The organism is Nocardia sp. NPDC052566 (genome assembly GCF_044547285.1).
Lineage (GTDB): Bacteria > Actinomycetota > Actinomycetes > Mycobacteriales > Mycobacteriaceae > Nocardia.
The window spans coordinates 1,628,962-1,652,244 of record NZ_JBIUAF010000001.1; the positions used below are offsets into that span (position 1 = coordinate 1,628,962).

General features: G+C 67.9%; 25 protein-coding genes. 14 read left to right on the plus strand and 11 right to left on the minus strand.

All coding sequences use genetic code 11. The features are described 5' to 3' along the window. Positions 1-4: 4 nt before the first annotated feature. The 6 genes from ACIG5A_RS06730 (at position 5) to ACIG5A_RS06755 (ending at position 3,753) form a co-directional block, all read left to right on the plus strand. Positions 5-343 carry an ArsR/SmtB family transcription factor gene (locus ACIG5A_RS06730; protein WP_397238843.1) on the plus strand — a complete coding sequence of 113 codons (339 nt, stop codon included), beginning with the start codon at positions 5-7 and terminating at the stop codon, positions 341-343. After that, positions 340-1,011, plus strand: coding sequence for an aquaporin (locus ACIG5A_RS06735; protein ID WP_397238493.1), 672 nt, complete (start codon positions 340-342; stop codon positions 1,009-1,011). Before ACIG5A_RS06730 ends, ACIG5A_RS06735 begins: the two co-directional genes overlap by 4 nt. Positions 1,012-1,090: 79 nt before the next feature. Continuing rightward, positions 1,091-1,627: a DinB family protein gene (locus ACIG5A_RS06740; protein WP_397238495.1), complete on the plus strand. Its 537-nt coding sequence runs from the start codon at positions 1,091-1,093 to the stop codon at positions 1,625-1,627. 45 nt (positions 1,628-1,672) lie between these two features. Next, on the plus strand, positions 1,673-2,536 hold the full coding sequence (locus ACIG5A_RS06745; RefSeq protein ID WP_397238497.1) for an alpha/beta fold hydrolase: 864 nt from the start codon (positions 1,673-1,675) through the stop codon (positions 2,534-2,536). 12 nt (positions 2,537-2,548) lie between these two features. Then, the gene (locus ACIG5A_RS06750) at positions 2,549-3,349 is read left to right on the plus strand and encodes a MerR family transcriptional regulator (protein ID WP_397238500.1); all 801 of its coding nucleotides are present in this window, start codon (positions 2,549-2,551) and stop codon (positions 3,347-3,349) included. A 53-nt stretch (positions 3,350-3,402) separates the two neighbouring features. Further along, positions 3,403-3,753 carry a hypothetical protein gene (locus tag ACIG5A_RS06755; protein WP_397238502.1) on the plus strand — a complete coding sequence of 117 codons (351 nt, stop codon included), beginning with the start codon at positions 3,403-3,405 and terminating at the stop codon, positions 3,751-3,753. Positions 3,754-3,803: 50 nt separating this feature from the next. On the opposite strand, the gene ACIG5A_RS06760 is transcribed toward ACIG5A_RS06755, so the two are convergent. The 5 genes from ACIG5A_RS06760 to mqo all read right to left on the minus strand — a co-directional run bounded on the left by ACIG5A_RS06760 (position 3,804) and on the right by mqo (position 7,881). Beyond that, positions 3,804-4,241, minus strand: a complete 438-nt coding sequence (locus tag ACIG5A_RS06760) for a VOC family protein (RefSeq protein WP_397238504.1) — start codon at positions 4,239-4,241, stop codon at positions 3,804-3,806. A gap of 45 nt (positions 4,242-4,286) precedes the next feature. Continuing rightward, complete coding sequence (locus ACIG5A_RS06765) at positions 4,287-4,874, minus strand: ferredoxin (RefSeq protein ID WP_397238506.1); 588 nt, start codon at positions 4,872-4,874, stop codon at positions 4,287-4,289. A gap of 203 nt (positions 4,875-5,077) precedes the next feature. Next, on the minus strand, positions 5,078-5,956 hold the full coding sequence (locus ACIG5A_RS06770; RefSeq protein WP_397238508.1) for a TIGR03620 family F420-dependent LLM class oxidoreductase: 879 nt from the start codon (positions 5,954-5,956) through the stop codon (positions 5,078-5,080). 120 nt (positions 5,957-6,076) lie between these two features. Beyond that, positions 6,077-6,409, minus strand: a complete 333-nt coding sequence (locus tag ACIG5A_RS06775) for an ArsR/SmtB family transcription factor (protein WP_397238510.1) — start codon at positions 6,407-6,409, stop codon at positions 6,077-6,079. 56 nt (positions 6,410-6,465) lie between these two features. Beyond that, the gene (gene mqo / locus ACIG5A_RS06780) at positions 6,466-7,881 is read right to left on the minus strand and encodes a malate dehydrogenase (quinone) (protein ID WP_397238512.1); all 1,416 of its coding nucleotides are present in this window, start codon (positions 7,879-7,881) and stop codon (positions 6,466-6,468) included. A gap of 66 nt (positions 7,882-7,947) precedes the next feature. Between mqo and ACIG5A_RS06785 the strand changes: the two genes are divergently transcribed. From ACIG5A_RS06785 to ACIG5A_RS06795, 3 genes are read left to right on the plus strand one after another with little or no spacing between them, the layout of a single operon-like run. After that, positions 7,948-8,856, plus strand: coding sequence for a LysR family transcriptional regulator (locus tag ACIG5A_RS06785; protein ID WP_397238514.1), 909 nt, complete (start codon positions 7,948-7,950; stop codon positions 8,854-8,856). Positions 8,857-8,889: 33 nt separating this feature from the next. After that, positions 8,890-9,240 carry a hypothetical protein gene (locus ACIG5A_RS06790; RefSeq protein ID WP_397238516.1) on the plus strand — a complete coding sequence of 117 codons (351 nt, stop codon included), beginning with the start codon at positions 8,890-8,892 and terminating at the stop codon, positions 9,238-9,240. Between the two features lie 4 nt (positions 9,241-9,244). Then, a complete protein-coding gene (locus ACIG5A_RS06795) occupies positions 9,245-10,738 on the plus strand; it encodes a carboxylesterase/lipase family protein (protein ID WP_397238518.1) in 1,494 nt (497 codons plus the stop codon). 195 nt (positions 10,739-10,933) lie between these two features. Here the strand turns inward: ACIG5A_RS06795 and ACIG5A_RS06800 are convergent, their stop codons facing one another. Then, positions 10,934-11,653, minus strand: a complete 720-nt coding sequence (locus ACIG5A_RS06800) for a dienelactone hydrolase family protein (protein ID WP_397238520.1) — start codon at positions 11,651-11,653, stop codon at positions 10,934-10,936. 360 nt (positions 11,654-12,013) lie between these two features. Between ACIG5A_RS06800 and ACIG5A_RS06805 the strand changes: the two genes are divergently transcribed. Beyond that, positions 12,014-12,616: a nuclear transport factor 2 family protein gene (locus ACIG5A_RS06805; RefSeq protein ID WP_397238522.1), complete on the plus strand. Its 603-nt coding sequence runs from the start codon at positions 12,014-12,016 to the stop codon at positions 12,614-12,616. Between the two features lie 65 nt (positions 12,617-12,681). Here ACIG5A_RS06805 and ACIG5A_RS06810 read toward each other — a convergent pair whose 3' ends face one another. From ACIG5A_RS06810 to wrbA, 3 genes are all read right to left on the minus strand, one after another. Beyond that, the gene (locus ACIG5A_RS06810) at positions 12,682-14,217 is read right to left on the minus strand and encodes an FAD-dependent monooxygenase (protein ID WP_397238524.1); all 1,536 of its coding nucleotides are present in this window, start codon (positions 14,215-14,217) and stop codon (positions 12,682-12,684) included. 166 nt (positions 14,218-14,383) lie between these two features. After that, positions 14,384-15,754, minus strand: coding sequence for an MFS transporter (locus ACIG5A_RS06815; RefSeq protein ID WP_397238526.1), 1,371 nt, complete (start codon positions 15,752-15,754; stop codon positions 14,384-14,386). Then, positions 15,751-16,374: an NAD(P)H:quinone oxidoreductase gene (gene wrbA / locus ACIG5A_RS06820; RefSeq protein WP_397238528.1), complete on the minus strand. Its 624-nt coding sequence runs from the start codon at positions 16,372-16,374 to the stop codon at positions 15,751-15,753. The genes ACIG5A_RS06815 and wrbA overlap by 4 nt, the downstream gene beginning before the upstream one ends. 76 nt (positions 16,375-16,450) lie before the next feature. Here wrbA and ACIG5A_RS06825 point away from each other — a divergent pair, with 76 nt between their 5' ends. Next, complete coding sequence (locus ACIG5A_RS06825; RefSeq protein ID WP_397238530.1) at positions 16,451-16,921, plus strand: MarR family winged helix-turn-helix transcriptional regulator; 471 nt, start codon at positions 16,451-16,453, stop codon at positions 16,919-16,921. Positions 16,922-16,986: 65 nt separating this feature from the next. Then, entirely contained in the window at positions 16,987-18,525 is a 1,539-nt protein-coding gene (locus tag ACIG5A_RS06830; protein WP_397238532.1) for a M28 family metallopeptidase, read from the plus strand. Between the two features lie 62 nt (positions 18,526-18,587). Here the strand turns inward: ACIG5A_RS06830 and ACIG5A_RS06835 are convergent, their stop codons facing one another. Then, positions 18,588-19,667, minus strand: a complete 1,080-nt coding sequence (locus ACIG5A_RS06835; RefSeq protein ID WP_397238534.1) for a fused (3R)-hydroxyacyl-ACP dehydratase subunits HadA/HadB — start codon at positions 19,665-19,667, stop codon at positions 18,588-18,590. Between the two features lie 173 nt (positions 19,668-19,840). After that, positions 19,841-21,280 (minus strand): proline--tRNA ligase, encoded by a 1,440-nt coding sequence (gene proS, locus ACIG5A_RS06840; RefSeq protein ID WP_397238536.1) that lies wholly within the window; start codon positions 21,278-21,280, stop codon positions 19,841-19,843. A gap of 97 nt (positions 21,281-21,377) precedes the next feature. On the opposite strand from proS, the gene ACIG5A_RS06845 reads away from it, so the two are divergent. Together ACIG5A_RS06845 and ACIG5A_RS06850 are read left to right on the plus strand one after the other, a co-directional pair. Continuing rightward, positions 21,378-22,574, plus strand: a complete 1,197-nt coding sequence (locus ACIG5A_RS06845; protein WP_397238538.1) for a site-specific integrase — start codon at positions 21,378-21,380, stop codon at positions 22,572-22,574. Positions 22,575-22,586: 12 nt separating this feature from the next. Continuing rightward, on the plus strand, positions 22,587-23,126 hold the full coding sequence (locus ACIG5A_RS06850; RefSeq protein ID WP_397238540.1) for a DinB family protein: 540 nt from the start codon (positions 22,587-22,589) through the stop codon (positions 23,124-23,126). The last annotated feature ends 157 nt before the right edge of the window (positions 23,127-23,283 follow it).

A 23,283-nucleotide genomic window follows, 5' to 3' on the forward strand; every position in this document is an offset into this window, starting at 1 on the left:
TCCGGTGATCGCGTCGACGAACTGCTGCACCACCACGCTGTCCGCGCCACTGGACGCCGAGCCCGCGGCCGCACTGGCCGCCACCTTCAAGGCGCTCGGTGACCCGGTCCGGCTGCGGTTGCTGTCGCTGATCGCCGCCGCGGGCGGCGAGGAGGTGTGCGTCTGCGAGCTGACCCCGGCGTTCGACCTGTCCCAGCCGACCATCTCCCACCATCTGAAGGTGCTGCGGGAGGCCGGATTGCTGACCTCGCAACGGCGCGGCACCTGGGTCTACTACCGGGTCGTTCCCGAAGCCCTGCAACGACTTTCCGACGTCCTGCTGCCCGCCGCCGCGCCCGCGTGAACGCGGCACCCACCCTGGCGCGGCGACTGGTGGCCGAGGCCATCGGCACCGCCGCCCTGGTCGCTGTCGTCGTCGGCTCCGGCATCGCCGCTCAGCACCTTTCCCCCGACAATGTCGGGTTGCAGTTGCTGGAGAACTCGACCGCCACCGTCTTCGGCTTGGCGGCGCTGATCCTACTGTTCGGCCCTGTGTCCGGCGCGCACTTCAATCCTGCTGTCTCCCTTGCTGATTGGCTCGCTGGGCGGCGAACCCACGCCGGGTTGAGCGGCGCCGAAGCCGCGGCCTATTCGGCCGCGCAGATCTCGACCCAGCACCGCGTCGACAGCGGCCGCCTCGTCGGTGAAATCGTCGCCACCACAGGCCTGATCGCGCTGATCTTCGCCCTGGCCCGCACCGGCCGTGCCGCCTTGGCACCAGCCGCGGTCGCCGCCTGGATCGGCGCGGCCTACTGGTTCACCAGCTCGACCTCCTTCGCCAACCCCGCGGTCACCATCGGCCGGATCTTCACCGACACCTTCGCCGGCATCGCGCCCACCTCCGCGCCCGGATTCATTGCCGCCCAACTACTCGGCGTGTTCCTCGGCCTCGGACTGGTCACCGTCTGCTATCCGGCGTCCCCCGCGGCCGCCGACGCTGTCGTCCTCCCACACTCCCGTACCGCGGAGTGATGACCAGTACCGTCGCGGTCTCAGCGGTGAGACGATGAATCGGCAGCCCTGACCACACCGTCGAATCCGCGGGGCCTGGATGACCGATTCGCCTATCGACCGCGACGCACTGGCCGCCGACCTCGAACGGGTCCGTGCGGACTTCCACCACCTGCTGGACAACGCTCGCGAAACCGAGTGGGCCGCACCCACATCCGGCACCCGCTGGACCAACGAACAGCTGCTGTTCCACATGGCCTTCGGCTACATGATCACCCAGAAGCTCCTCATCATCGCCAGATTCTTCGGCAGGCTCCCGCATCCGGTCGGCCGCGCGTTCGCCGCCGGGCTCAACGCCGCCACCGGCCCGTTCCACACTTTCAACTACTACGGCTCCTGCCATGCCGCCCGCGTCTTCAACCGCTACCGCATGGGCGGCAAACTCGATCGCGTCCTCGACGCCCTGCAGCGCTCCCTCGCCCGCGAGACCGCTCGAAGCCTCACCCGCGGCATGCACTACCCGACCCGCTGGGACCCCTACTTCCACGACTACATGACCCTCGCCGACATCTATCGCTTCCCCGGCGAGCACTACAACCACCACCGCAGGCAGCTGACCCTCGCCGCGACGCAGTAGGCGGGGTTGACCCTGACGCAGCGTCAACCCCGCAGCATGGTCGGCATGACTACGAAAACTGGTGCGGTGCAGGGGTTCATGGTTCAGCACGAGGGTGTCACGATTCCGGTGTCGCGCGGCGGTGCGGGACGCCCGCTGGTCTTCTGCCCCGGCCTGACGTCGACACAGGCCGAATTGCACGAACTCCTCGCGCTGTTGCGCCGGGATTTCGATGTGCTGAGCTTCGACCTGCGCGGCCACGGCCTCTCCTCGGCCGCCGACCGGTACTCCTTCGACGCGTTTCTCGGCGATTTCGCCGCCGTGCTGGCGGAGGTCGGACGACTCGGCCTGCCCTCGGCGCCCGTGCTCGCGGGCCACTCCTACGGCGCGGACCTGATCGCGCACTACGCCGCCGCGTACCCTGACACCGTCGCCGGACTCGTCCTCATCGACGGTGCGAATCCGATTCCCGCACCGTTCATCACCGCGATCGACCTGCCGGAGTTGCGCGCGATGTGGGAGAACGTCGCGACGTGGCACCAGAGCCTCGCGGGCACCGCGCGCCAAATGTCGCTCACCGCACGGGAAATCCTCGACCTCAACCTCGAACTGGACGTGCTCCGTTCCGGTATCGATCTCGACATCGACGTGGTCGGGCCCGGCATCCTCGACCGGTATCGCACGATCGAGTGCCCGATCCACCTGATCATGTCGACCTCGATGGCAGGCGACAGCGCCGAAGGGCGTGCGCCACGGCACAATCGGCTGTGGCGGGCCGGGATCGAGCGCCTCGTCCGCGAACGGCCGGATATCACTGTGTCCCGGCTCGATGCCACCCACGCGCTGGTCGTCACCCACGCCCCGGAGGTCGCCCAGCTGATCCGGAAGACGCAAACCCCGGTCGGCCAGCGTGATTCGCTGAATCGATAGGAGACTGGTCCGATGCTGACGATCGGCCAGCTGGCCGCGTATGCCGGGGTGACGGTGCGCGCGGTGCGGCACTATCACGCGAAAGGTCTACTGCCGGAACCGGAACGCGACCACTCCGGCTATCGCCGATACAGCGCGGGCGCAGTGGTCGAACTGATCAGGATCCGCACCCTCGCCGAGGCCGGTGTCCCGCTCGCGCGCGTGCGCGAGCTGCTCCACGCCGACGCGGACGAGTTCGCCACCGCGACAGCGGAAATCGACGAGCGCCTGCGGGCGGAGATCGAGCAGCGGCAACGGCACCGCGAGCGGATCGCCCACCTCGCCGCCGGAGACAACCTGTCCCTGCCACCGGAAGTGGTCGAATTCCTCGACCACCTGCGGGCACTCGGGGTCGACGAGCGCATCGTCGAGGTCGAACGCGACGGCTGGATCCCGCTCGCCGCCCACTCCCCCGAGAAAGTCCCCACGTTGATGGCACGCAAGCGAGAACAACTCACCCACCCACCACTGATCGACTTCTACCTCACCCTGAGCCAGTCCCTCGACCAGACCGACAGCGACCCGACACTGATCAGACTGGTCGACGCGATGGCCGCCTACCTGACACAACTGGCCGACCAGCACGGCGAGGATTACATCAGCGGCACCATCGAGCCACCGTTGGCCGACCTGCTCGACACATTGGCATCCGACACCGCGCCACCGATCCGCCGACTGGTCGAGCTGTTGGGCGAACGCGGCTGGACGGGGTGGACCGAGCTGCAACGCACAGATCCGCGTCCGACGCGCACAGCGAACCTCGTCGACGGGTGAGCGGGCACGATCCGGAGCCCGGCCAGCGGACAACGACTGGTTACGATCACAGCGTGTCCGATTCAGCATCGATCAGCTGGGATCACCTCAAACCGCGTCGTCCCAGCGACGCCGAACGTGCGGCCCGGCAAGCGGAGCTGGTCGAGCGGGCGCTCGCGGTCAGGCTGCACGGGTGGGACGAGTACCGCGACGTCTGGTCGAGCGGGGAGGTCGCTGCCGTCGCCTACCTGCTGGGCGATACCGGCCTCATGGAGAGCCTCGACGAACACGAGGGTTCGATCCTGACCCGGTTCGCCGGTGACCTGTACGGATTCCAGGGCGCGCGTAAGGAAATCGAGTCGGGACTGCTCGAAACCCAGGCCTGGTTCGCCGCCGCCCGCGCGAAGTTGGCTGCCCGCGGCTAGGCCATGTCCTGACACTGCGCAGGTTCAGGCGATCCGGCGTTCGAGGACAATCAGCCCTGCTTCAGCTCCTCGGCGAGCATCACGAGGATGCCACTCGGACCGCGGACGTAGGTGAGTTTGTAGACGTCCTCATAGGTCGCCACACCACGAAGCGGATGGCAGCCGTGCTTCGCGGCTATCTCGAGGGCTTTGTCGATGTCATCGACCGAGAACGCGACGCGATGCATGCCGATCTCGTTGGGACGCGTGGGATTCGACTCGATCGCTTCGGGATGGATGTACTCGAACAGCTCGAGGCGACCATGACCGTCCGGCGTCTGGAGCATCGCGATGTTCGCGTGGTTGCCATCGAGGCCGACGGCGATGTCGGTCCACTCGCCGCTCACTGTCGCGCGGCCGACGACCGTGAGACCGAGGTCGGTGAAAAACGCGATCGCCGCTTCGAGGTCGCGAACAGTGACGCCGACGTTCTCGAGTTTGATGGCCATGCGCTGCATGCTACCCAGCGATGCCTGTCGTGGCGCGTCCCAGCATCACTGCTCGGTCAGGGCTGGGCCGAGGTCGGGCAAAGCTTCGCCGGGTGTCGCTGGACGGCGGTATTCGAGCCAGAATCCGTACTCGCGCAGATGGGTTTCCAAGGCACCGGATACGTATGCCGCGTAGTCGCGCAGTCCGGCAGCGGCTTCGCGATCATCCGCGCTGGCGCTGACCGACCATTCCTCCCCCATCGTGTGGATCCAAGCGAGCAGACGGTCGCGGTCGGCCCACCAGTCCCGCACCAGCGACAGAGTCCAGTGGTCGTCGCCGTCGCAGGCGTAATGGCAGAACGGATCGCTGTAGGCCGCACTCAACAGCAGATGCACCTCGTGCGGAGTGCGCGGCTGACGGTAGACGACCTCCGCGAAACAGTCCTCATAGATCACGTGCCCCGGCGCGTTCAACCGACCCGTACCACAGTTGTCGGTTCCCGCCCCATAGAACGGCCCGGGCACGTTGCGCCAGTCCTTGTCGGCCCACGCTCCACGCAGATAGTCCGCCGACGGTCCGAGTCGACTCTGCGGGTAGATGACCAGCGGCCATTCTGCCGACATCCCGATGGTCGCAAGCGGATCCCAGTACACCTGCGCGACAGTAGCGCAAGCCAAGGCGCACAGCGGAACTCGCCGCGGCGTCTAAGCTCGGTGGATGCGATCGCCGGAACAGTTGAGACAGCACTGGCTGGCCGAGGTGGGCAATCTGTTCATCTCCGCCGACCCGTCGCAAGGCCGCCGCCGGTAGGAGTCCGTCCGCTGGGCACGGTGCTCGCGGTCCGAGCGGGGTGGGCTCAGGCCGAGATGGGTTCGGGGAGTAGGGCTTCGGCGAGCAGGCGCCACTGGGGCATGGCGGATTCGCCCGGGGTGATGCCGATTACCTGGGCGGCGACGTGGTCGGCGCCTGCGTCGATGTGGGTGCGGAGTTTGTCGGCGACGGTGTCGGGGTTGCCCCAGAAGACCAGGTCGTCGACTATGCGGTCGCTGCCGCCGCCGGTGATGTCGTCTTCGGAGTAGCCGAGGCGGCGGTATTTGGCGACGTTGAAGGGGGTGTTGAGGTAGACGTGCAGGTGTTTGCGGGCGATGCTGCGGGCGGTAGCGGGGTCGGATTCGAAGAGGACCGCGTGTTCGACGCCGAGGAATGCGTTGGGGCCCAGTATTTCTCGCGCCTGGGCCGTGTGCTCGACGGTGACCTTGTAGGTGTGCGCGCCTGCCGCGCGGTCGCGGGCCTGTTCGAGCATCTTGGGGCCGTAGGCGGCCAGTACGCGAGGGATCGGCGGGGCGTCGGCGGCGAGTGCGTCCAGTTCGTCGAGGTAACCGGTGATCGCCGCGAGCGGCTTGACGCCCGGTAGCCCGTCGCTGATGCCGAGCCCGAGGACGTATCGGCCGGGGTAGGCGTCGGTGAGTAGCTCGGCGGCGCCGTGAGTGGCGAGGGCGGTGCGCTGGCCGATCTTGGCGATCCCGTTGACGATGCGCATGCGCTCGGTGGCGGCGAGTAGCAGCCCGGCGTGGGTGAAGGCTTCGCGGCCGCCGACCTCGGGGAACCAGAGGCTCTGCCAGCCAAGGTCTTCCAGTTCCTGGACGTCGGCGCGGATCTGTGCGGCCGAGCGGTGCTCGAAATCCCAGGTGTAGATCCCGAACGTGCCCAGATCCCGGCCGTCGATGGTGTTCATCAGGTGACTCCTCGAGCGTGACGCATCGTTATATCGGATTTTCTCGATGTATCGTAGCATCGCGAATTATCGATATGATGTCAAGTGGCGCCCGGCTCACACCTCCAGTTCGCTAGCGCCTCAGAGGCTTTGGCCGAGCTCGGTGACCAGCGCGGCGATGCGGTCTTCGTCGCGCTGATAGTGGGTCCACTTGCCGATCCGGGTCGAGCGCACCAGACCGGCACGCTCCAGCTCGGTCATGTACGCGGACACCGTCGACTGCGCGAGCCCCACCTTGGCCTGGATGTGGGTCAGGCAGACGCCGACCTCGTGCGGATCCGCGATCGCCCCGTCCAGCACGAAGTTGCGCTCCGGATCGCGCAGCCATTGCAGCAGCTGCAATCGCATCGGGTTCGCGAGCGCGCGCATGGCCTGCACCAGGCGGGGGTCCGGTTCGGCTGGAGTCTTCGCCATATCCGCAGTATAGGTCCCTAGAACCGACAATTCGAGGAATGTCGATACGATGAGCGTCACTCCGGAGCCGGCATCATCTTGCGCAGCATGGGCTCCCACCGCGGGAGCTCGTCCGGGAAGCATCGCGCCAGCAGGTCGACCATGATCGCCGGGGCGGTCGACGCACCCGGCGAAGCGCCGAGCAGCCCGGCGATCGTGCCGTCCGCGCCCGTCACCAGTTCGGTACCGAAGGTAAGGACGCCGATCTCGCGCGGGTCCGGCTTGACCAGCTGCGCGCGTTGCCCGGCCTGGACCGGGTACCAGTCGGCGGGGTCGGCGTCCGGGTAGAAGCGTTGTAGCTGAGCGAATTTCCGGCGACGCGTGGAAAGTAGTTGCCCGATCAGATATTTGACCAGTCCGAGATTCCGGATGCCGGCTGCCGCCAGCACCGCGAGGTTACCGAGGCGCAGAGTCGTGAAGAGATCGGTGAGCCTGCCGTGTTTGAGCAAGCGAGTGCTGAAGGTGGCGTAGGGGCCGAACAGCAGCGATTCGCGGCCGTCGACCACGCGTTTGTCCAAGTGCGGCACCGACATCGGGGGTGCACCGAGCCCGGCCTGGCTGTAGACCTTCGCCGTGTGCCGCCCGACCACCTCGGGGTTGTCTGTTCGCAGGAACTGTGCGCCGAAGGGAAAGACCGCATAACCGCGAACCTCCGGAATGCGGGCTTTCTGCAACAGCTTCAGCGCATGGCCGCCCGCACCGACGAATACGAATCTGGCGCGGATGATGCTGCGCCGCTTACCATCACGATCGCGCACCCTGATCGTCCAGATCCCATCCCGGCCGCGGCGTAGCCCGGCCACCTCGTGCCCGAGCCGCACCTGTGCACCGGCGGCGGTCATCAGCTCGACCAACCCGCTTGTGAGAGCACCGAAGTCGATATCGGTGCCCGCCTCGTACCGGGTGGCGGCCATCGGTTCGCCGTGGTCGCGCCCGGCCATCAGCAGCGGCGCCCATTCGGCGATCACCTCGGGATCCTCGGTGTATCGCATCGCGGCGAACAGCGGCAGGGTGCGCAACGTGGCGTAGCGCCGACGCAGGTAGTCCACATCGCGGTCGCCGAAGACAACATCCATATGTGGTGCGGGAGTGCGGAACCGGGCGGGCAGGCCGTCCTCGACCAGCCGATCCCAGAACTGCCTTGACAGCTGGAACAGTCCGGCGATCTGATCGGCTTTCACCGGATCATCCGGGTCCGGCATGTAATTCAGCTCGCACAATCCGGCATGCCCGGTTCCCGAGTTGTTCCACGCGTTCGAACTCTCGGCCGCGACCTCGCCGAGCCGTTCGAACATGACCATCGACCAGTCCGGTTGCAGCTTTGCGATCATCGCGCCGAGCGTCGCGGACATGATGCCGCCGCCGATCAACGCGACGTCGAGAATGTCCTCCGAGGCAGGCGGTTTCACGATCGTTGTGTGCGCTGTTGCCATGCGCACATCGTCGCGCGCGCCGAATTCATCCGTCTACAACCAAGATCGGACGGTTATCATCCACATATGGATGAGTCCTCGTCGGCGCGGATAGCAGCACTGATACCGCTGCTCGCGGCCTTCGATATCACCGCCGATGAGGGGCACATCACCCGCGCCGCGCAGGCGCTGGGAGTTCCGCAATCCTCGCTGAGCCGACGGTTGAAAGCCGTCGAGAAGACTCTCGGAGTGCAGCTGTTCCAGCCGGTCGGGCGAGGCATCGCGCTCACACCCGCCGGACGCGAACTCTTCGAACGCACACATGGACTCGTCCGCGCACTCGACGACGCCGTCACCGTGGTGCGCGGCAATGCCGACCCCGACAGCGGACTCGTCCGGTTCGGCTTCCCGCTCACCCTCGGCCCGATCAGCGTGCCGGCGCTGCTGACCGACTTCCACACCGTCGCACCGCGAATCCGGCTGCATCTCGTCCAGGCACACGGCGAAGCACTCGCCGATCTGATCCGCGACGGTCGGCTCGACCTCGCCGTGATGATCCCCTCCCCCGTCGACCTGCCGTCAATACCGTTGGGACACCAGCGCATTCACCTCTACGTCGCGCACGACCATCGTCTCGCCACCCGCGACGCCGTCGACCTCGCCGAGCTCTCCGACGAAGTCTTCATCGCCAACCCGCCCACCTATCATCTGCGTCACCTGCTCGACTCCTGGTGCGCCGAGGCAGGATTCACGCCGAACGTCACCTTCGAGATCACCGAATTCGAAACCCTGCGCTCCCTCGTCGCCCACGGCCTCGGCATCTCCCTGCTCCCCGAACCCGAAACGCCCCACCCGGACCTACGTCGGATCGCTCTCACCGCTGCGCGCGACCGGACGATCGGCCTCGTCCGCGGCCGCCACCGCCCCACCCCGGCGGTCGCGCGCCTGCACAGCTACATCGCCGGCCACGCGGCGGCGCGCCTCGCCGGGGGATGACGGCTGCCCCGACGGGCTGGTTACGATCACAGCATGTCCGATTCAGCACCGGTCAGCTGGGATCATCTCAAATCGCGACGCCCCAGCGACGCCGAACGTGAGGCCCTGCAAGCGGAGTTGGTCGAGCGAGCCCTGGCGGTCCGGCAGCACGGATGGGGCGAGTACCGCGAGGTCTGGTCGAGCGGAGACATCGCCGCCGTCGCCTACCTCCTGGGCGACACGGACCTCCTGGAGGCCCTGGACGAGCACGAGGGCTCGGTACTGACCCGGTTCGCCGGAGATCTGTACGGATTCCAGGGCGCCCGCAAGGACATCGAGTCGGGACTGATCGAGACCCAGGCCTGGTTCGACGCCGCCCGCGCGAAATTGGCCGCCCGCGGTTAGTGGGGTGAGCGTCGAACCTGAAATTCGCACGGGTGCCGGGATCGTTCGTGGCAGGTGGGCGGATGGCGTCGCAGTCTTCCGCGGCATCCCCTACGCCGAATCACCGGTCGGCGCGCGTCGATTCGCGGCCCCCGTGGCGGCGCGGCCATGGGACGGCATCCGCGACGCGCTGGAGTTCGGCCCGCCGGTTCCCCAGACAGGCTGCCCGACCCCTGCCTCCGATAACTGGTTGACCCTCAATGTCTGGTCGCCCGACCTCGGCGCCGCCGGGCTGCCGGTACTGGTGTGGATCCATGGGGGCGCCTACCTCGATGGCACCTCGGCCAACCCGCATCATGACGGAACTACGCTGGCCCGGGCCGGGGTGGTGCTGGTCAGCATGAACTATCGGACCGGTTTCGAAGGTTGGGCCCATATCGCCGGTGCGCCGGACAATCGTGGCGTTCTCGACCAGGCTGCCGCGTTGCGCTGGGTGCAGGACACTATTGCCGCCTTCGGCGGGGATCCGGGCAATGTCACCGTCTTCGGGCAGTCCGCAGGCGCGGGTTCTGTTGCGGCACTGCTGAGTACACCGTTGGCCGCGGGACTGTTTCATCGGGCGATTGCCCAGAGCGTCCCGGGTACCTACTTCGCGACCGGGCTCGCCGCCGCGATCTCGACGACGATCGCCGCGGAGCTCGGTGCGCGAGCCACTGTCGACGAGCTGGCCCGTATCCCACCGCATGCGCTGATCGGCGCGACCTCCGAAATCATCCGGCGGATGCCGGGATTCGTCGATTCCTGGGGGCCGATGGCGCTGACGCCGACACCGTTCTCCCCCGTCGTCGACGGCGACGCCCTGCCGCACGCACCGTGGCAGGCGCTGGCGGGCGGCGCTGCGCGGGATATCGACGTGCTCGTCGGCCACACCCGTGACGAATTCCGGCTTTTCAATCCGCTGTTCGGCCGGGAGGTCACCGAGGAGCAATTGAGCGCTGCACTCGACCGTCTCGCACCGCCCTCCGGCAGTGGCTATCGCGCCGTCTACACCGAGGCCACTGCCGGGGAACTGTACGAGCTCGTCCACGCCGACTGGCTGTTCCGGATGCCGAGCCTGCATCTCGCCGACGCGAAACACCGTGGCGGCGGCCGAGTATGGAACTACGAACTGTGCTGGGGCTACCGCCAGGACCAGGGCGCCTCGCACAGCCTCGACCTGCTGCTCGTCTTCGGTACGCTCACCGCCGACGAGGTGCGCGACCATCCTCTGGCCTTCCCGAACGCCGCGTCCGAGGTCGACCGGGTCGCCCACTACATGCGCAGCGACTGGCTCAACTTCGCGACCACCGGCGATCCCGGTTGGGCACCCTATGATCCGAACAACCGGACCACCCGTATCTACGGCACCGAGCCGGTCACCGCCCCCTACCCCGAGGACCGCTCCCGCCTGATCTGGCACTCCCATCGATTCGACACCCTCGACCTCCACCAATCGTGTCATTGCACGGACCAGCAATAGGCTCACCCACACCGTGCGCGACATCATCCACCACGCACTCGCCGACGGAACCCCGTAATCCGCCATACCGGCGCGGCACGGGTCGCCGAGGCTTGGTGGCCTTGTCGAAGGCGGCTTCGTGAGCAGTCCATCAAACATCGCCGAGCGTGCACTGAGCGCCAGCGAATCCTGCGCGAGTGCACACTCGGCGACGGGTCAGAGGGTGCGTGCGAGGAGGGCGAGTAGGCGGTCCCAATGATGCTGCAGCGCACCGGCATCGAAGGCGTCGGTGTCGGACATGGTGAAGCCGTGGATGGTGCCGGGGTAGATCTCGGAGGTGTAGTCGACACCGGCGGCGTCCAGTGCCCGGTTGAGCTCGGCGAGACCCTCTGGCGTCAGGTCGGTTTCGGCGTGGCCGAGGTGAACCCGCGCGGTGATCTCGGAGAGCTGGATGTCGCCCGTCACCGGGCTGTGGAACCCGGCGACGGCCGCCACCTGGCCGGGGTGGGCCGCGGCGGTGCGCATCGCCAGCAGCCCGCCGATGCAGTAGCCGGTCACCGCGACCGGTCCCGCACCGACCTCGGGCTGCGTGGTGAGGAACTCGAGGAAGGCGTCGGCGTCGCGCAGCACCCGATCGGCGGTGTGTGCCTCGATCATGGGCATCAGCTGTGCGAAAACCGCCGGCCTGGCCTCCTCGCCGATGTACTCGGGAAGGTCGAGCACCGGTGAAGGGCCGTGCCGGTAGAGGAAGTTGGGGACCAGCACGTAATACCCGCGCCCCGCCAATTCGAGTGCCATCTCCCGCAGCACGGGCCGAATCCCGAGCCCGTCCGGATACATCAGCACCCCCGGATGCCGCCGACCATCGTCGGGGAAGGCGGCGAAACCATCGGCCTCACCATCGGAAGTAGGGATCTGTAGATCCTTGATCAGCATGAATTCTCCTGTCGTCGTCGATGTGTCGAGCTCGTGATCAACGACGACGGAGGCGGGGCCCGCGCGGCCCATCCGGCGCTCAGCAGAGCACCGGGTCACCAATCCGTGTGTGGCGCAAAGCCGTCCCGGTAGTCATCGCCGCCAGCATAGCCGACATCCCCGCAAGGACATGCGCTACGGGCCGGGGTGCGCGTGAGCTGTCCGGCTTCATCCGGTGCCTCGTGCGCCCGCCCATTTCGATTCGCTCACGGCGACGCACCGGTACCCGTCTGCCTGGAACCACTCGCGATAAGTAGTGGTTATGGCAGGTAGCAGAGCTGTGTATTGGATCGGGCGGGTTCGCGAAGCCAAGGTGGGGAGGTGGCGACGATCGAGGTGGAGCAGGTGGTGTTGCGGGAGCGGCAGGCGCGGGATCGGGGGTGGTGGGACCGGATGGGTGAGTGCTTCGCGGTGGACTCGAGGGTGCGGTTGAGCTGGTTCGACGGGAGCGGCGCGGATTTCGTGACGGGGTCTCGGCGCATGGCGGCAGGTGGGACGGCATCGCGGCATCGGAACAGTCCGCCGGTTGCCGAGGTGCGCGGGGACCGGGCGGTGGTGGAGTTGCCGACGGCCATCGAGATCCGGACCGAGATCGATGGGGTGGAGGTGGATCTCACGTCGTATGCGCGGCTGGTGTATCGGGTCGAGCGGCGTGGTGGGCGGTGGCTGATCGTTTCGCTCGACGCGGTTTACGAGCGCGACACCATGGTCCCGACGGTGCCCGGCACGGTGTGGCCCGGCGCCGCAACGGCTTTCGCGAGGTTCCGGCCGTCGTATCGAATGCTCGCCTACCTCGTCGAAACGATGGGTTATCCGCTCGATCCGGATCTGTACGGCGACGATCGTCCTGAGGTGACCGCCGGGTTCTATCGGGAGTTGTTCGGCTGGCTGGCGGTTCCGGAATCGGAACTCATCGCTCGATAGTCTCGCCGAACCGAACCGCTGCCCGAGTTCGCTTACCGTGCAACCGAACTCGGGCAGCCCCGGATTCAGACCGCGGTGGCCGCAGGTTCCGGCGCACCGAACCAGGACAGCAGTGCCTCCCGCAGCCCTTCCGCTGATCCGTCTCCGGTTGCGGCCCAGGCGATATGGGCGTCGGGACGGATCAGCAGCGCGTCGGCCGGGCGGTCGTCGGCATCGGCGGTGACGATCTCGACGCGAGAGTCCCACTCGCGGACGATCTCGCGCAGGTCGGATCGGTCGGCGAGGTCGAGGAAGACCGGACGTGCGGTGTGCATGAGTTCCGCGACGCTGGTGACGCTTTCGCCGGTGCGCAGGGTGAGGTCGGGTGCGAAGGTTCCGGCCAGCGCGTGCTCGGCGCCGGGCATCGGGTAGCGGACGTCGGTGCCCGCGACCATGGACGCCAGGCGATGAGCGGGCTGCTCGTCGGCGAGCAGTTCCTGCAACACCGCCCGAAGTGCTTCCGCGGCAGGGTCGTAGCTGCGGCGCAGCGCCACCTGGGCCTGGGTCTGCTGCATCATCCGCGCGCCGGCGTAGTGGCGTTCGGTGTGGTAGGTGTCGAGCAGCGAGTCCGGCGCTCCGCCGTCGAGGACGGCGGCGAGCTTCCAGGCGAGGTTGACGGTGTCGAGCATGCCGACGTTCATCGCGATGCCGGTGGCGGGGAACAGGTGGGCCGCGTCGCCGGCGAGCAGGATCCGCCCGTCCCGGTAGCGTTCGGCCTGCCGCGCTTGAAAGGTGTAGCGCGACAGCCGCTGTGGTTCGCCGAGGGGAATATCGCCGCCCAGGATGCGGCGGATGCTGGCGTGCAGCTCGTCCATGGTCATCGGCTTGTCGTCGTCGTATTCGACGGATTCGTCCTCGGTGGTCTGCAGGAACAGCACGCCGGGGGTGAGCGAGCCGACCGCGAATACGCCGCGCTCGGTCCGGGTGAATCCGGCGGCGACCCGGCCGAGCCCGGGGACCTCGAGGTCGCCGTTGTCGAGCATGGTCACCGAATCCGGCACGGTGACCTGCGCCACCCGGTTGACCTCCGGATAGGTGGTGCCGGGGAACGGAATTCCCGCCAGGTCGCGGACCCGGCTGCGCGCACCGTCGCAGCCGATCACATAGCGGGCGGTCAGCTGGTATGCCCCGTCCGGTCCCTGTACGTCCACGGTGACCGTGGAGTCGTCCTGGCCGATCCCGGTCACCTCGTGGCCGCGGCGGATCTCGGCGCCGAGGTCACCGGCGTGCTCGGCGAGCAGGTGCTCGAGTCGCGCCTGCGGCAGCGGCAGCGCGTCCAGCGGCGGATCGGCCAGATGCGTCAGGCTCACCTGCACACCGCCGTACGGGAATTGGGGGGCCGGGATCGGGTCGGTGGTGGCCCCGGTGACCCGCTCCAGCAGGCCGCGGTAGCTCAGCAGTTGCAGGATCTGGCCGCTGAGGCCGTGCGCCTTGGGGACGTTGCGTGGCTGCGGCGCCCGCTCCAGCACCACCGGGCGCACCCCCGCCAGCTGCAACTCGCTGGCCAGCATCAGTCCGGCCGGACCTGCGCCCACGATGATCACGTCGGTATCCACACGCACTATTCGCTACTCCCATGTCGCACGTTCTTACTTAGGTCAGCGATTGTGCAGCATCACCCTGGCCTTGCCGCAAGGCCCCCGGTGCGCTATACAGTGAAGAGGGAAAAACAATCGGCGCGGTGATCCATCGAACGATGGGCTACCGCGCCGATCGTCGTTTTCCGGCTCAGGCCACCGGTCCGCCGCGTCGCGGGAGCAGCATGCCGACCGCGGCGATGATCACACCGAGCCCGGCGGCCACCGCGAACACGTGGTCGTAGGCGTTCGCGGTTCCGGCCACCGTCGCGAGGACCGCGAGGCCGACCGAGCCGCCCACTTGGTTTGCGGTGGCGGCCATGCCGCCGATGATGCCCGCGTCACGCTCGGGTGCGTCGGCGGTCGCGGCGGCCATGAGGGTGGGGAAGGTGAGTCCGATGCCGATCGCGATGAGCAGTGTCGGCCCGAGTACGCCGGTGGCGTACTCGGTGTGCGCGCCCGCCTGGGCGAGCCAGCCGAAACCGGCCAGGAAGCAAGCACTTCCGGTCAGGATCAGCGGCCGCACGCCGGTGCGCGGCAGCAGCGCCGCGGCCCATCGGGCGATGAGCAGGAACACCACGGCGGCGGGTGTCTGCCCGAGCCCGGCGCCGAAGGCGCTGTAGCCCAGGACGTTTTGCAGGAACAGCGACGTGAAGTACCACATCGCGATGGCGATCCCGCCGAACAGCACCAGCATGAGGTTGCCGACGGCGACCCGCCGAATGCCGAACAGCCGCAACGGCATCATCGGCCGGACGGTGCGCGCCTGCACCGCGACGAACCCGGCGAGCAGCAGTACGCCCGCCGCGACCGGTCCGAGGACCTGCACCGAGGACCAGCCGTGGTCGGCGCCGTGCATGACCCCGTAGATCAGCCCGCCGAGCCCCGCCGTCCCGGTGAGCGCGCCTGCCAGATCGAGTGATTCCCGCCGACCGGTCACCGTGCCCGCCAGCGACCACACGGCCACCGCGATCAGCACCGCGCCGATCGGCACATTGATCAGGAACACCCACCGCCACGACAGCCCGGTGGTGATGGCGCCGCCCGCGAGCGCGCCCGCCATGCCGCCGACGCCGCCCGCCGCGGACCACGCGCCGAATGCCCTTGCCCGCGAACGCTCTTCGACGAATCCGGTGTTGATCACGGCGAGTGTGGCCGGGGCGAGCACGGCGGCGCCGATACCCTGCGCGAGGCGAGCCGCCACCAGGATCTGCGGCGTGGTCGCGAGCCCGGCGACCAGGCTCGCGGCGGCGAAGAGCGACAGCCCGGCGATCAACATCCGCCGCCTGCCGAACAGGTCGGCGGCACGCCCACCCAGCAGCATGAACCCGGCGAAGGTGAGCAGGTAGCCGTTCACCACCCAGGCCAGGCCGGTGGCCGTGAAGCCGAGGTCACGCTGGATCGAGGGCAGTGCGACGTTCACGATGGACGAGTCGAGGATCACCACGAACTGGCACGCACACGCCAAAGCCAGGACCAGCCATGAGGATTCGCTGGTCCGCTGTGCCGTAGTGCTGCTCATGACCGACTCGCGGCCAGCGCGCCATGCAGCCGGGTCGCGATCTCGGCCAGCCTGCGCCCCTGATATTCGGCCGCCGCCAGCGCCGCCGCGTCCGGGCCGCCACCGTCCGGACCGCTCACGAACGACGTCCCATACGGGTTGCCGCCCGCGGCGGAGACGACCGGATCGGTGAATCCGGGCGGCACGATCAGCGCACCCCAGTGGTAGAACACGTTGGCCAGCGACAGGATCGTGGCCTCGCTACCGCCGTGCCGATGGAACGCCGAGGTGAAGGCCGTCACGGGCTTGCCCGCCAGCCCGCCCTCGCGCCACAGCCCGCCCGTCTGATCGATGAACTGCTTGAGCTGCGCGGCCGGGGCACCGAACCGTGTCGGCGTACCGAAGGCGAACGCGTCGGCCCACGCCAGGTCGTCGACCGTAGCCTCGGCGACCGTGGCGGTGGCGTCGATGTGCCGCCGCCACAACGGGTTCTGGTCGATCGCGGCGTCGGGGGCCAGTTCGGCGACCCGCCGCAGCCGCACGTCGGCTCCTGTCGCGGTGGCTCCCTCGGCGACGGCCCGCGCGAGCGCGTGCACGCTGCCCGTCGCGCTGTAGTAGATGACGGCGACCCGCACGGTCATGTCCGACTCCCTCGAGTTAGAATTAGTTACGCACATAACTGTTATGCACGTAACTAAACCCTCTCAAGGAGAGCCAGTGGACTTCGCAAGCGCCGACGCCATCAACCAGGCCATCCGCCTGCTCAGCTTGCGCCATAGGGCCAGGGCCGCAACGCTTTTGGCGCCACTCGGCCTGCATCCTGGCCAGGAGGCGCTGCTGCTGGAGCTCGCCAGGACCGGCCCGAGGATCCAGGCACAGCTGAGCGAGGCACTGGGCTGCGAACCGCCGAGCGTCACACTGATGACACGCAAACTCGAAGCCTCCGGCCACATCCGCCGCACCCCCGCCCCCACCGACAAGCGCGCGAGCATCGTCGAACTCACCGACAGCGGCGCCGCACTGGCCGAGCAGGTCAAACGGCTGTGGTGCGAGCTGGCCGCGGAAACCGTTGCGGGCCTGCCTGATCGGACCGTCGCGGAACTGCCCGGCGTGCTCGGGACATTGACCGCCAATGTCGACACCAGGCGTACCCGCCCCAAACCCTTCCCCACTTCAACTGGGGTTTAAACCAAGCGTCCTACCGGCTTAACCTCCGGCCATCGGGATTCTTCATTCCCATGGGAGGAGCTGACATGCCCCGCACTTTCCGTCAGACAGGTCGCGTCATCGCCGCGGCCGGTGCTCTGCCGCTCGCGTTCTCACTCGCGCTCATGGGGTCGGTACACGCCGACCCCGGCGCACCCCCCGAACGGCAACTGGCCGAATCGGTTCAGACGTCCAACATCAACCGGCACCTACAGCAGCTGCAGACCATCGCCACGGCCAACGGCGGCACCCGCGCCTCGGGCACGCCCGGCTTCGACGCCTCCCGCGACTATGTGGCAGGCAAACTGCGCGGCGCCGGCTACCAGGTGACGGTGCAGGACTTCGACTTCCCGTTCTTCCGGGAGAAGTCGACAGCGGTCATGAACCAGGTCTCCCCCGACGCCAAGACCTACAAGCCGACCCCGCCCGGCGCCGCCGAAATCGGCGACTTCGCCACCCTGACCTACTCCGGCTCCGGCGATGTGCAGGCGACGGTCCAGGGCGTGGATCTGATGCTGCCGCCAGGACCGGAACCGAGCTCGTCGACCTCCGGCTGTGAGACCGCCGACTTCGCCTCCTTCACCAAGGGCAATATCGCCCTGATCCAGCGCGGCACCTGTACTTTCGCCGTCAAGGCGAAGAATGCCCAGGACGCGGGCGCGGTCGGAGTGATCATCTTCAACGAGGGACAGCCCGGCCGCACCGACGCCTTCTCCGGCACACTCGGCGGCCCCGGGTTCACCATTCCGGTGGTCGGCACCAGCTTCGCCATCGGCGAGGACCTCAACTCCCCGGCGAACACGGTCGTCAAGCTCAAGACCGACACCGAGAGCACCACTCGCAAGACCAGCAACGTGATCGCCGAATCCAGGACCGGCAACGCGGACAAGGTCGTGATGTCGGGAGCGCACCTCGACTCCGTGCTCGCAGGCCCCGGCATCAACGACAACGGCTCCGGCAGCGCCGGACAGCTCGAGGTCGCGCTGCGAATGGCCCAGCTGCCCACCAAGAACAAGGTCCGCTTCGCCTGGTGGGGCGCCGAGGAACTCGGCCTGCTCGGCTCGCAGCACTACGTGACCGCCCTGTCCGAGGCGGACCGCGCCAAGATCGCGCTCTACCTCAACTTCGACATGATCGGTTCGCCCAACTTCGCGTACAAGATCTATGACGGCAGCGCGGGACCGGCCGGATCGGTCGAGATCGAGAAGACCTTCGCCCGCTACTTCGACTTCCTGCGCATCCCGCACGTCAGCACACCGCTGGACGGCCGCTCCGACTACGGTCCGTTCATCGCGGTCGGCATCCCCTCCGGTGGCCTGTTCACCGGCGCCGAGGGCATCAAGACGCCCGAGGAGCAGCAGATGTTCGGCGGCGAAGCGGGCAAACCGTATGACGCCTGCTACCACTCGGCCTGCGACACCAAGGACAACATCAACGACAAAGCAATGCAGGTGAACACCGGCGCGATCGCCTACTCGATCGCGACCTACGCCTACAGCATCGACCCGCCCGCCCGCGCGGCGACCAAGGCGGGCGCCACGAAGACCGTCGAGGACTTCACCTACCACGGCGATCTCGCCAAGTAGTACCGGCACCGAATCCCGCCGCCCGGCACCAGCTTTCGCCGGGCGGCGGGTTCGTGTGCGGTTCAGGACAGCTGCACCACCGCGGTGGCGCGGCCGAAGATCTTGCGGCCCTGGTGCAGTGCCGTCAGCGCGACGGTCGCGGCGCCCGATTCGTCGACCGACTTGACGCGACCGGTGTACTCGATGCTGGCGGGCCGATCGAGGGGCACGTGCACCGGGCTGGTCATCCGCACGCTGTACTGGCGCAGCGCGCCGGGATCACCCAGCCACGAGGTGACGAAACCGGCGCCGTAGGCCATGGTCAGCATGCCGTGCGCCACGATGCCATGCTCGAGACCGACCGCCTCGGCGGCGCCGCTGTGCCAATGGATCGGATTCGGATCGCCCGCCACACCCGCGTAGTGCACCAGATCGCCGACGGTGAGTTCGACCACCCGCGTCGGCAATTCGTCACCGGCCGCGACCGAGGTCCGTGCCCTGACCCGCGCGCTGATCCGCGGTGGCCCCGCCGGTTCACGCGGATCCTCGGGCCACAGCTCCACCCTGCCCTTCGGGACGGCGTCGAGGTCGCGCCGGATCACACCGGACATGTACTCGGTGAGCTGGTCGCTGTTCTCCGGCGGTTCCGAGCGCGCGATGAGACTGGTGTGCGCGGTGAACACCGGATCGTCCAGATCGTCGGTGACGGTGTTGCGGACGACGATCAGATCACCGCCGAAGGCCTGACGGAACGACACCAGCGCCAGATTGCTGGTCAGCCGATCGCCCGCGATCGCGGGCCGATGGAAATCGATCACCTGATCGGTCTGCACCGCGGTGGTCAGGTTGTAGCCGTCGAGCAGATCGATGAGCGCCCGCTGCGCGGCCGCGCCGAGCAGGCCGATGAACGTCGGCGACGCCACCAGCCCGCCGTAACCGAACTCGGCCGCGGCCGTATCGTCCCAGTGGACCGGGTGATAGTCCTGCACCGCGCCCGCGTACTCGCGGATCTTCTCCCGGCCGACCTCGTAGTGGTCGTTCATTCGATAGTGACGCCCGACGATCGCGCGTATTCGTGGCGATGAATCCACTTCCGATAGGAGTGCCAACTCAGTTTTCCTCCTCCGCTGTGCCGTAGCTGTTCGTGCAGTAGTCGCAGCCATCGCATCGGCGGATTGCCCGGATGCGATGCCGATCAAGAATCATCGACCTGACACGGGCCATCGTCGCACCGCCCGGGGTACCGACGGCGTTTCTCACCCGCGAGGCCCGTTGACGGCAAGCCACTCCTGACCGGATCACCGGCTGGACCTGTTCACGCCGGCCTCTGCCCAACTCAATAGGCGCGGCCGAAGATCACTCGCTTGCCGTAGGCCGAGGCCGCGCCGCAGCGCACGCACATCCCCGACGCGGGTGCGCCGTCGAGGGGGATGCAGCGCGGGGTGGCGGCGGTGCCGGATTTGATGTCCTCCTCGCAGGCGGGGGTGCCGCAGTGCAGGGCGAGCGCCCATCCGGTGGCGACCGCGTCGGCGAAATCCGCCCAGCTGTCCACGGTTCGGGTGTTGCTGTCGCGGAATTCCGTTGCACGGGTGAGCAGTTGCTGCTGGAACTCGTCCAGGATCGCGGGCATGAGCTGTGGCAGCTCGTCGATGGATACGGCCCGTTTGCCTTCCTCGCCAAGGCGTTTCACCAGCATGACGGTGCCCGCCTCGAGGTCGCGCGGACCCAGTTCGAGCCGGATCGGGACGCCGCGCATCTCCCACTCGTTGTATTTGAACCCGGGACTGAGCTGCGGACGGGCATCGACATGGGTGCGCACACCGGCGCCGCGCAACCGCCGCGCCAGCTCGTCGGCGGCCTGTTCGACCTCGGTGTTGCCGCCGCGGGTGATCGGCACGATCACCACCTGATGGGGTGCGAGCCGCGGCGGGAACACCAGGCCCTTGTCGTCGCCGTGCGTCATCACGATCGCGCCGATCATCCGGGTCGTCATACCCCAGGATGTGGTGTGGCACAACTCGTCTCGGCCCGCTTCGCCGGTGTAGCGGATATCGAACGCGGTCGCGAAGTTGGTGCCGAGGTAGTGCGAGGTGCCCGATTGCAGCGCACGGCCGTCGCGCATCATGGCCTCGATGGTGTAGGTCGCCACCGCGCCCGCGAACCGTTCGCCGGGCGTCTTCTCCCCCGCGATCACCGGCATCGCGGCCAAATCCCGCGCGACCTCCTGATAGATGTCGAGGGCGAGCATGGTCTCCCGGCGCGCGCCGGCCTCGTCGGCGTGCGCGGTGTGGCCCTCCTGCCACAGGAATTCGGTGGTGCGCAAGAACATTCGGGGCCGCAGCTCCCAGCGCACCACATTCGCCCACTGGTTGAGCAGCAGCGGCAGATCCCGATGCGAGCTCACCCATTTCGCCATCATCTCGCCGATGATGGTCTCCGAGGTCGGCCGCACGACCAGCGACTCCTCGAGTTCCTTACCGCCCGCGTGGGTGACCACCGCCAGCTCCGGGGAGAACCCTTCGACGTGTTCGGCTTCGCGACTCAGATAGCTTTCCGGGATCAGCAACGGAAAGTAGGCGTTCTCGTGGCCGGTATCCTTGATCCGGCGGTCGAGTTCGGCCTGCAACAGCTCCCACATCCGATACCCGTACGGTCGGATGACCATGGTGCCCTTGGCCGGGCCTCGGTCCACGAGTCCGGCCTTGAAGACCACCTCGTTGTACCAGGCAGCGAAATCTTCGCTCTGGGCGGTGACACCGCGCTCATCCCTTGCCATGCACGCAGATTACTGGCCTGGCGCCGCGTCGCGGAGCCAGGGTGGCCCGCACCTGCCGTAGGGTCGAATCCCATGGGTACCTGCGGGATTCCGAACCATGGATGAGCGTGCGACGGTGGCCGTGCCGGAGACGGTGCGCACCGAATTGCGGCGCGGGGTACGCAGTGTGCTGGTGGACGCGGCGGCGCTGCGGCTGGTGCGGGAACGCTTCGACGACGAGCAGGCCGGATCGCTGCGACGCTATCTGGAGGCCTCGCAGTCGGCGAATACGTTGCGCGCCTACCGCACCGACTGGATCGCGTGGTCGGCGTGGTGCGCGGCGGAAGGGCGCCAGGCGCTGCCCGCGGACGCGCTCGATGTCGCGGTGTATCTCGCGGCGGCCGCCGACGCGCGCAAGGATTCGGGCGAATGGGCGTTCAGCGCGGCGACCCTCGAACGGAAGTCGGCGGCCGTCGCGGCGGTCCACGCCGCCAACGGACTGGCCGCACCCACCCGCTCCGATGTGGTGCGGCTGACGTTGCGCGGCATCCGGCGCACCCGGCGCACCCCGCCGACCCGCAAACGCCCCGTCCTGCTGCACACCCTCGATCAACTGCTGGCCGGGCTACCCGAACCGGGCTGGCCGCGCGAATCCGCCCGCCGCCGTGACACTCTCGTACTGCTGATCGGTTTCGCGGGCGCGCTGCGGCGCAGCGAACTCGCGGGCCTGCGCATCGCCGACGTGCGCGTGCACGTCGACCACGCCACCGGCGAACCGGTACTGCTCGTCCACCTGCCGACCACCAAAACCGACCCGACCGGTGTCGCCGAACAGCGGGTCGCGCTGCCCCGCGGCCAACGCCCGCACACCTGTCCGGTCTGCGCCTTCGCCGACTGGGTGCGCCTGCTCGAGATCCACACCGGCGACACCGACCTGCGCACCTGGCTCACCCATACCGTCACCACACCGGATATCCACCGCTGCCACGGATTCGGCGGCACCGCACTCGCCGACAACCCCGACCTGCCGCTGTTCCCGACCATCACCCGCCACGGCGCCATCGGCGCCGACCCCATGTCCGGCCGCGCCGTCGCCGAACTGGTCAAACGCTACGCCGCCCGCGCCGGCCTCGACCCCACCCTGTTCTCCGGCCACTCCCTGCGCGCGGGTTTCGCCACCCAAGCCGCACTCGGCGGCGCCAGCGACCGCGAAATCATGCGCCAGGGCCGCTGGTCCAACCCGCGCACCGTCCACAACTACATCCGCACCGCGAACCCCCTCGAAGACAACGCCGTTACCAAACTCGGCCTGTAACAGGTATTTTGGATGATGATGGCCGCACAACGACAACGCATCAGGACCGGATCGGAGCGGGTCCTCATCGAGAGCATGCTCGCCGACAACCGCACCGCCCTCATCGACGCGGTGTCCGGACTCTCCGAGCAGGATGCGCGGCGACGGCTGGTCCCTTCGCTGACCACCCCTATCGGCCTCATCAAACACGCGGCGGCCGCCGAACGATTCTGGTTCCAGCACTTCCTCGCCGGACTCGACGAATCCGACTGCGACGGCCCCGCCACCCCCGGCGACCCGAGCTTCACTGTCGCCGACGACGAAACCGTCGACGACGTGATCGCCGAATTCGAACGAGCCAGCCGACGCTCCGATGAAATCGCCGCCGACTACAACCTCGAATACATCAAGCACCACCCCCAAGCCGGCCCCGTCACCGTCCGATTCATCCTGCTGCACGCCATCGAAGAGTTCGCCCGCCACGCCGGCCATGCCGACATCCTCCGCGAACAGATCGAAAGCACCCGCTCCTTCACCGACGGATCGACCACCGATCACCGCGGCGATGAGTGACCTGCCCGAAGTGTGGCATCGACAGCGTCATCGGCGACCGATCCGCGTCGATGACGCAGGTATGACGCAGGTATGACGCAGCCCACACTCGCTCCTCGCACGCGACGGTACCAACCCTCGTAGTATCGACCTTCAGTTCAGCAACTAAGGGACGTCC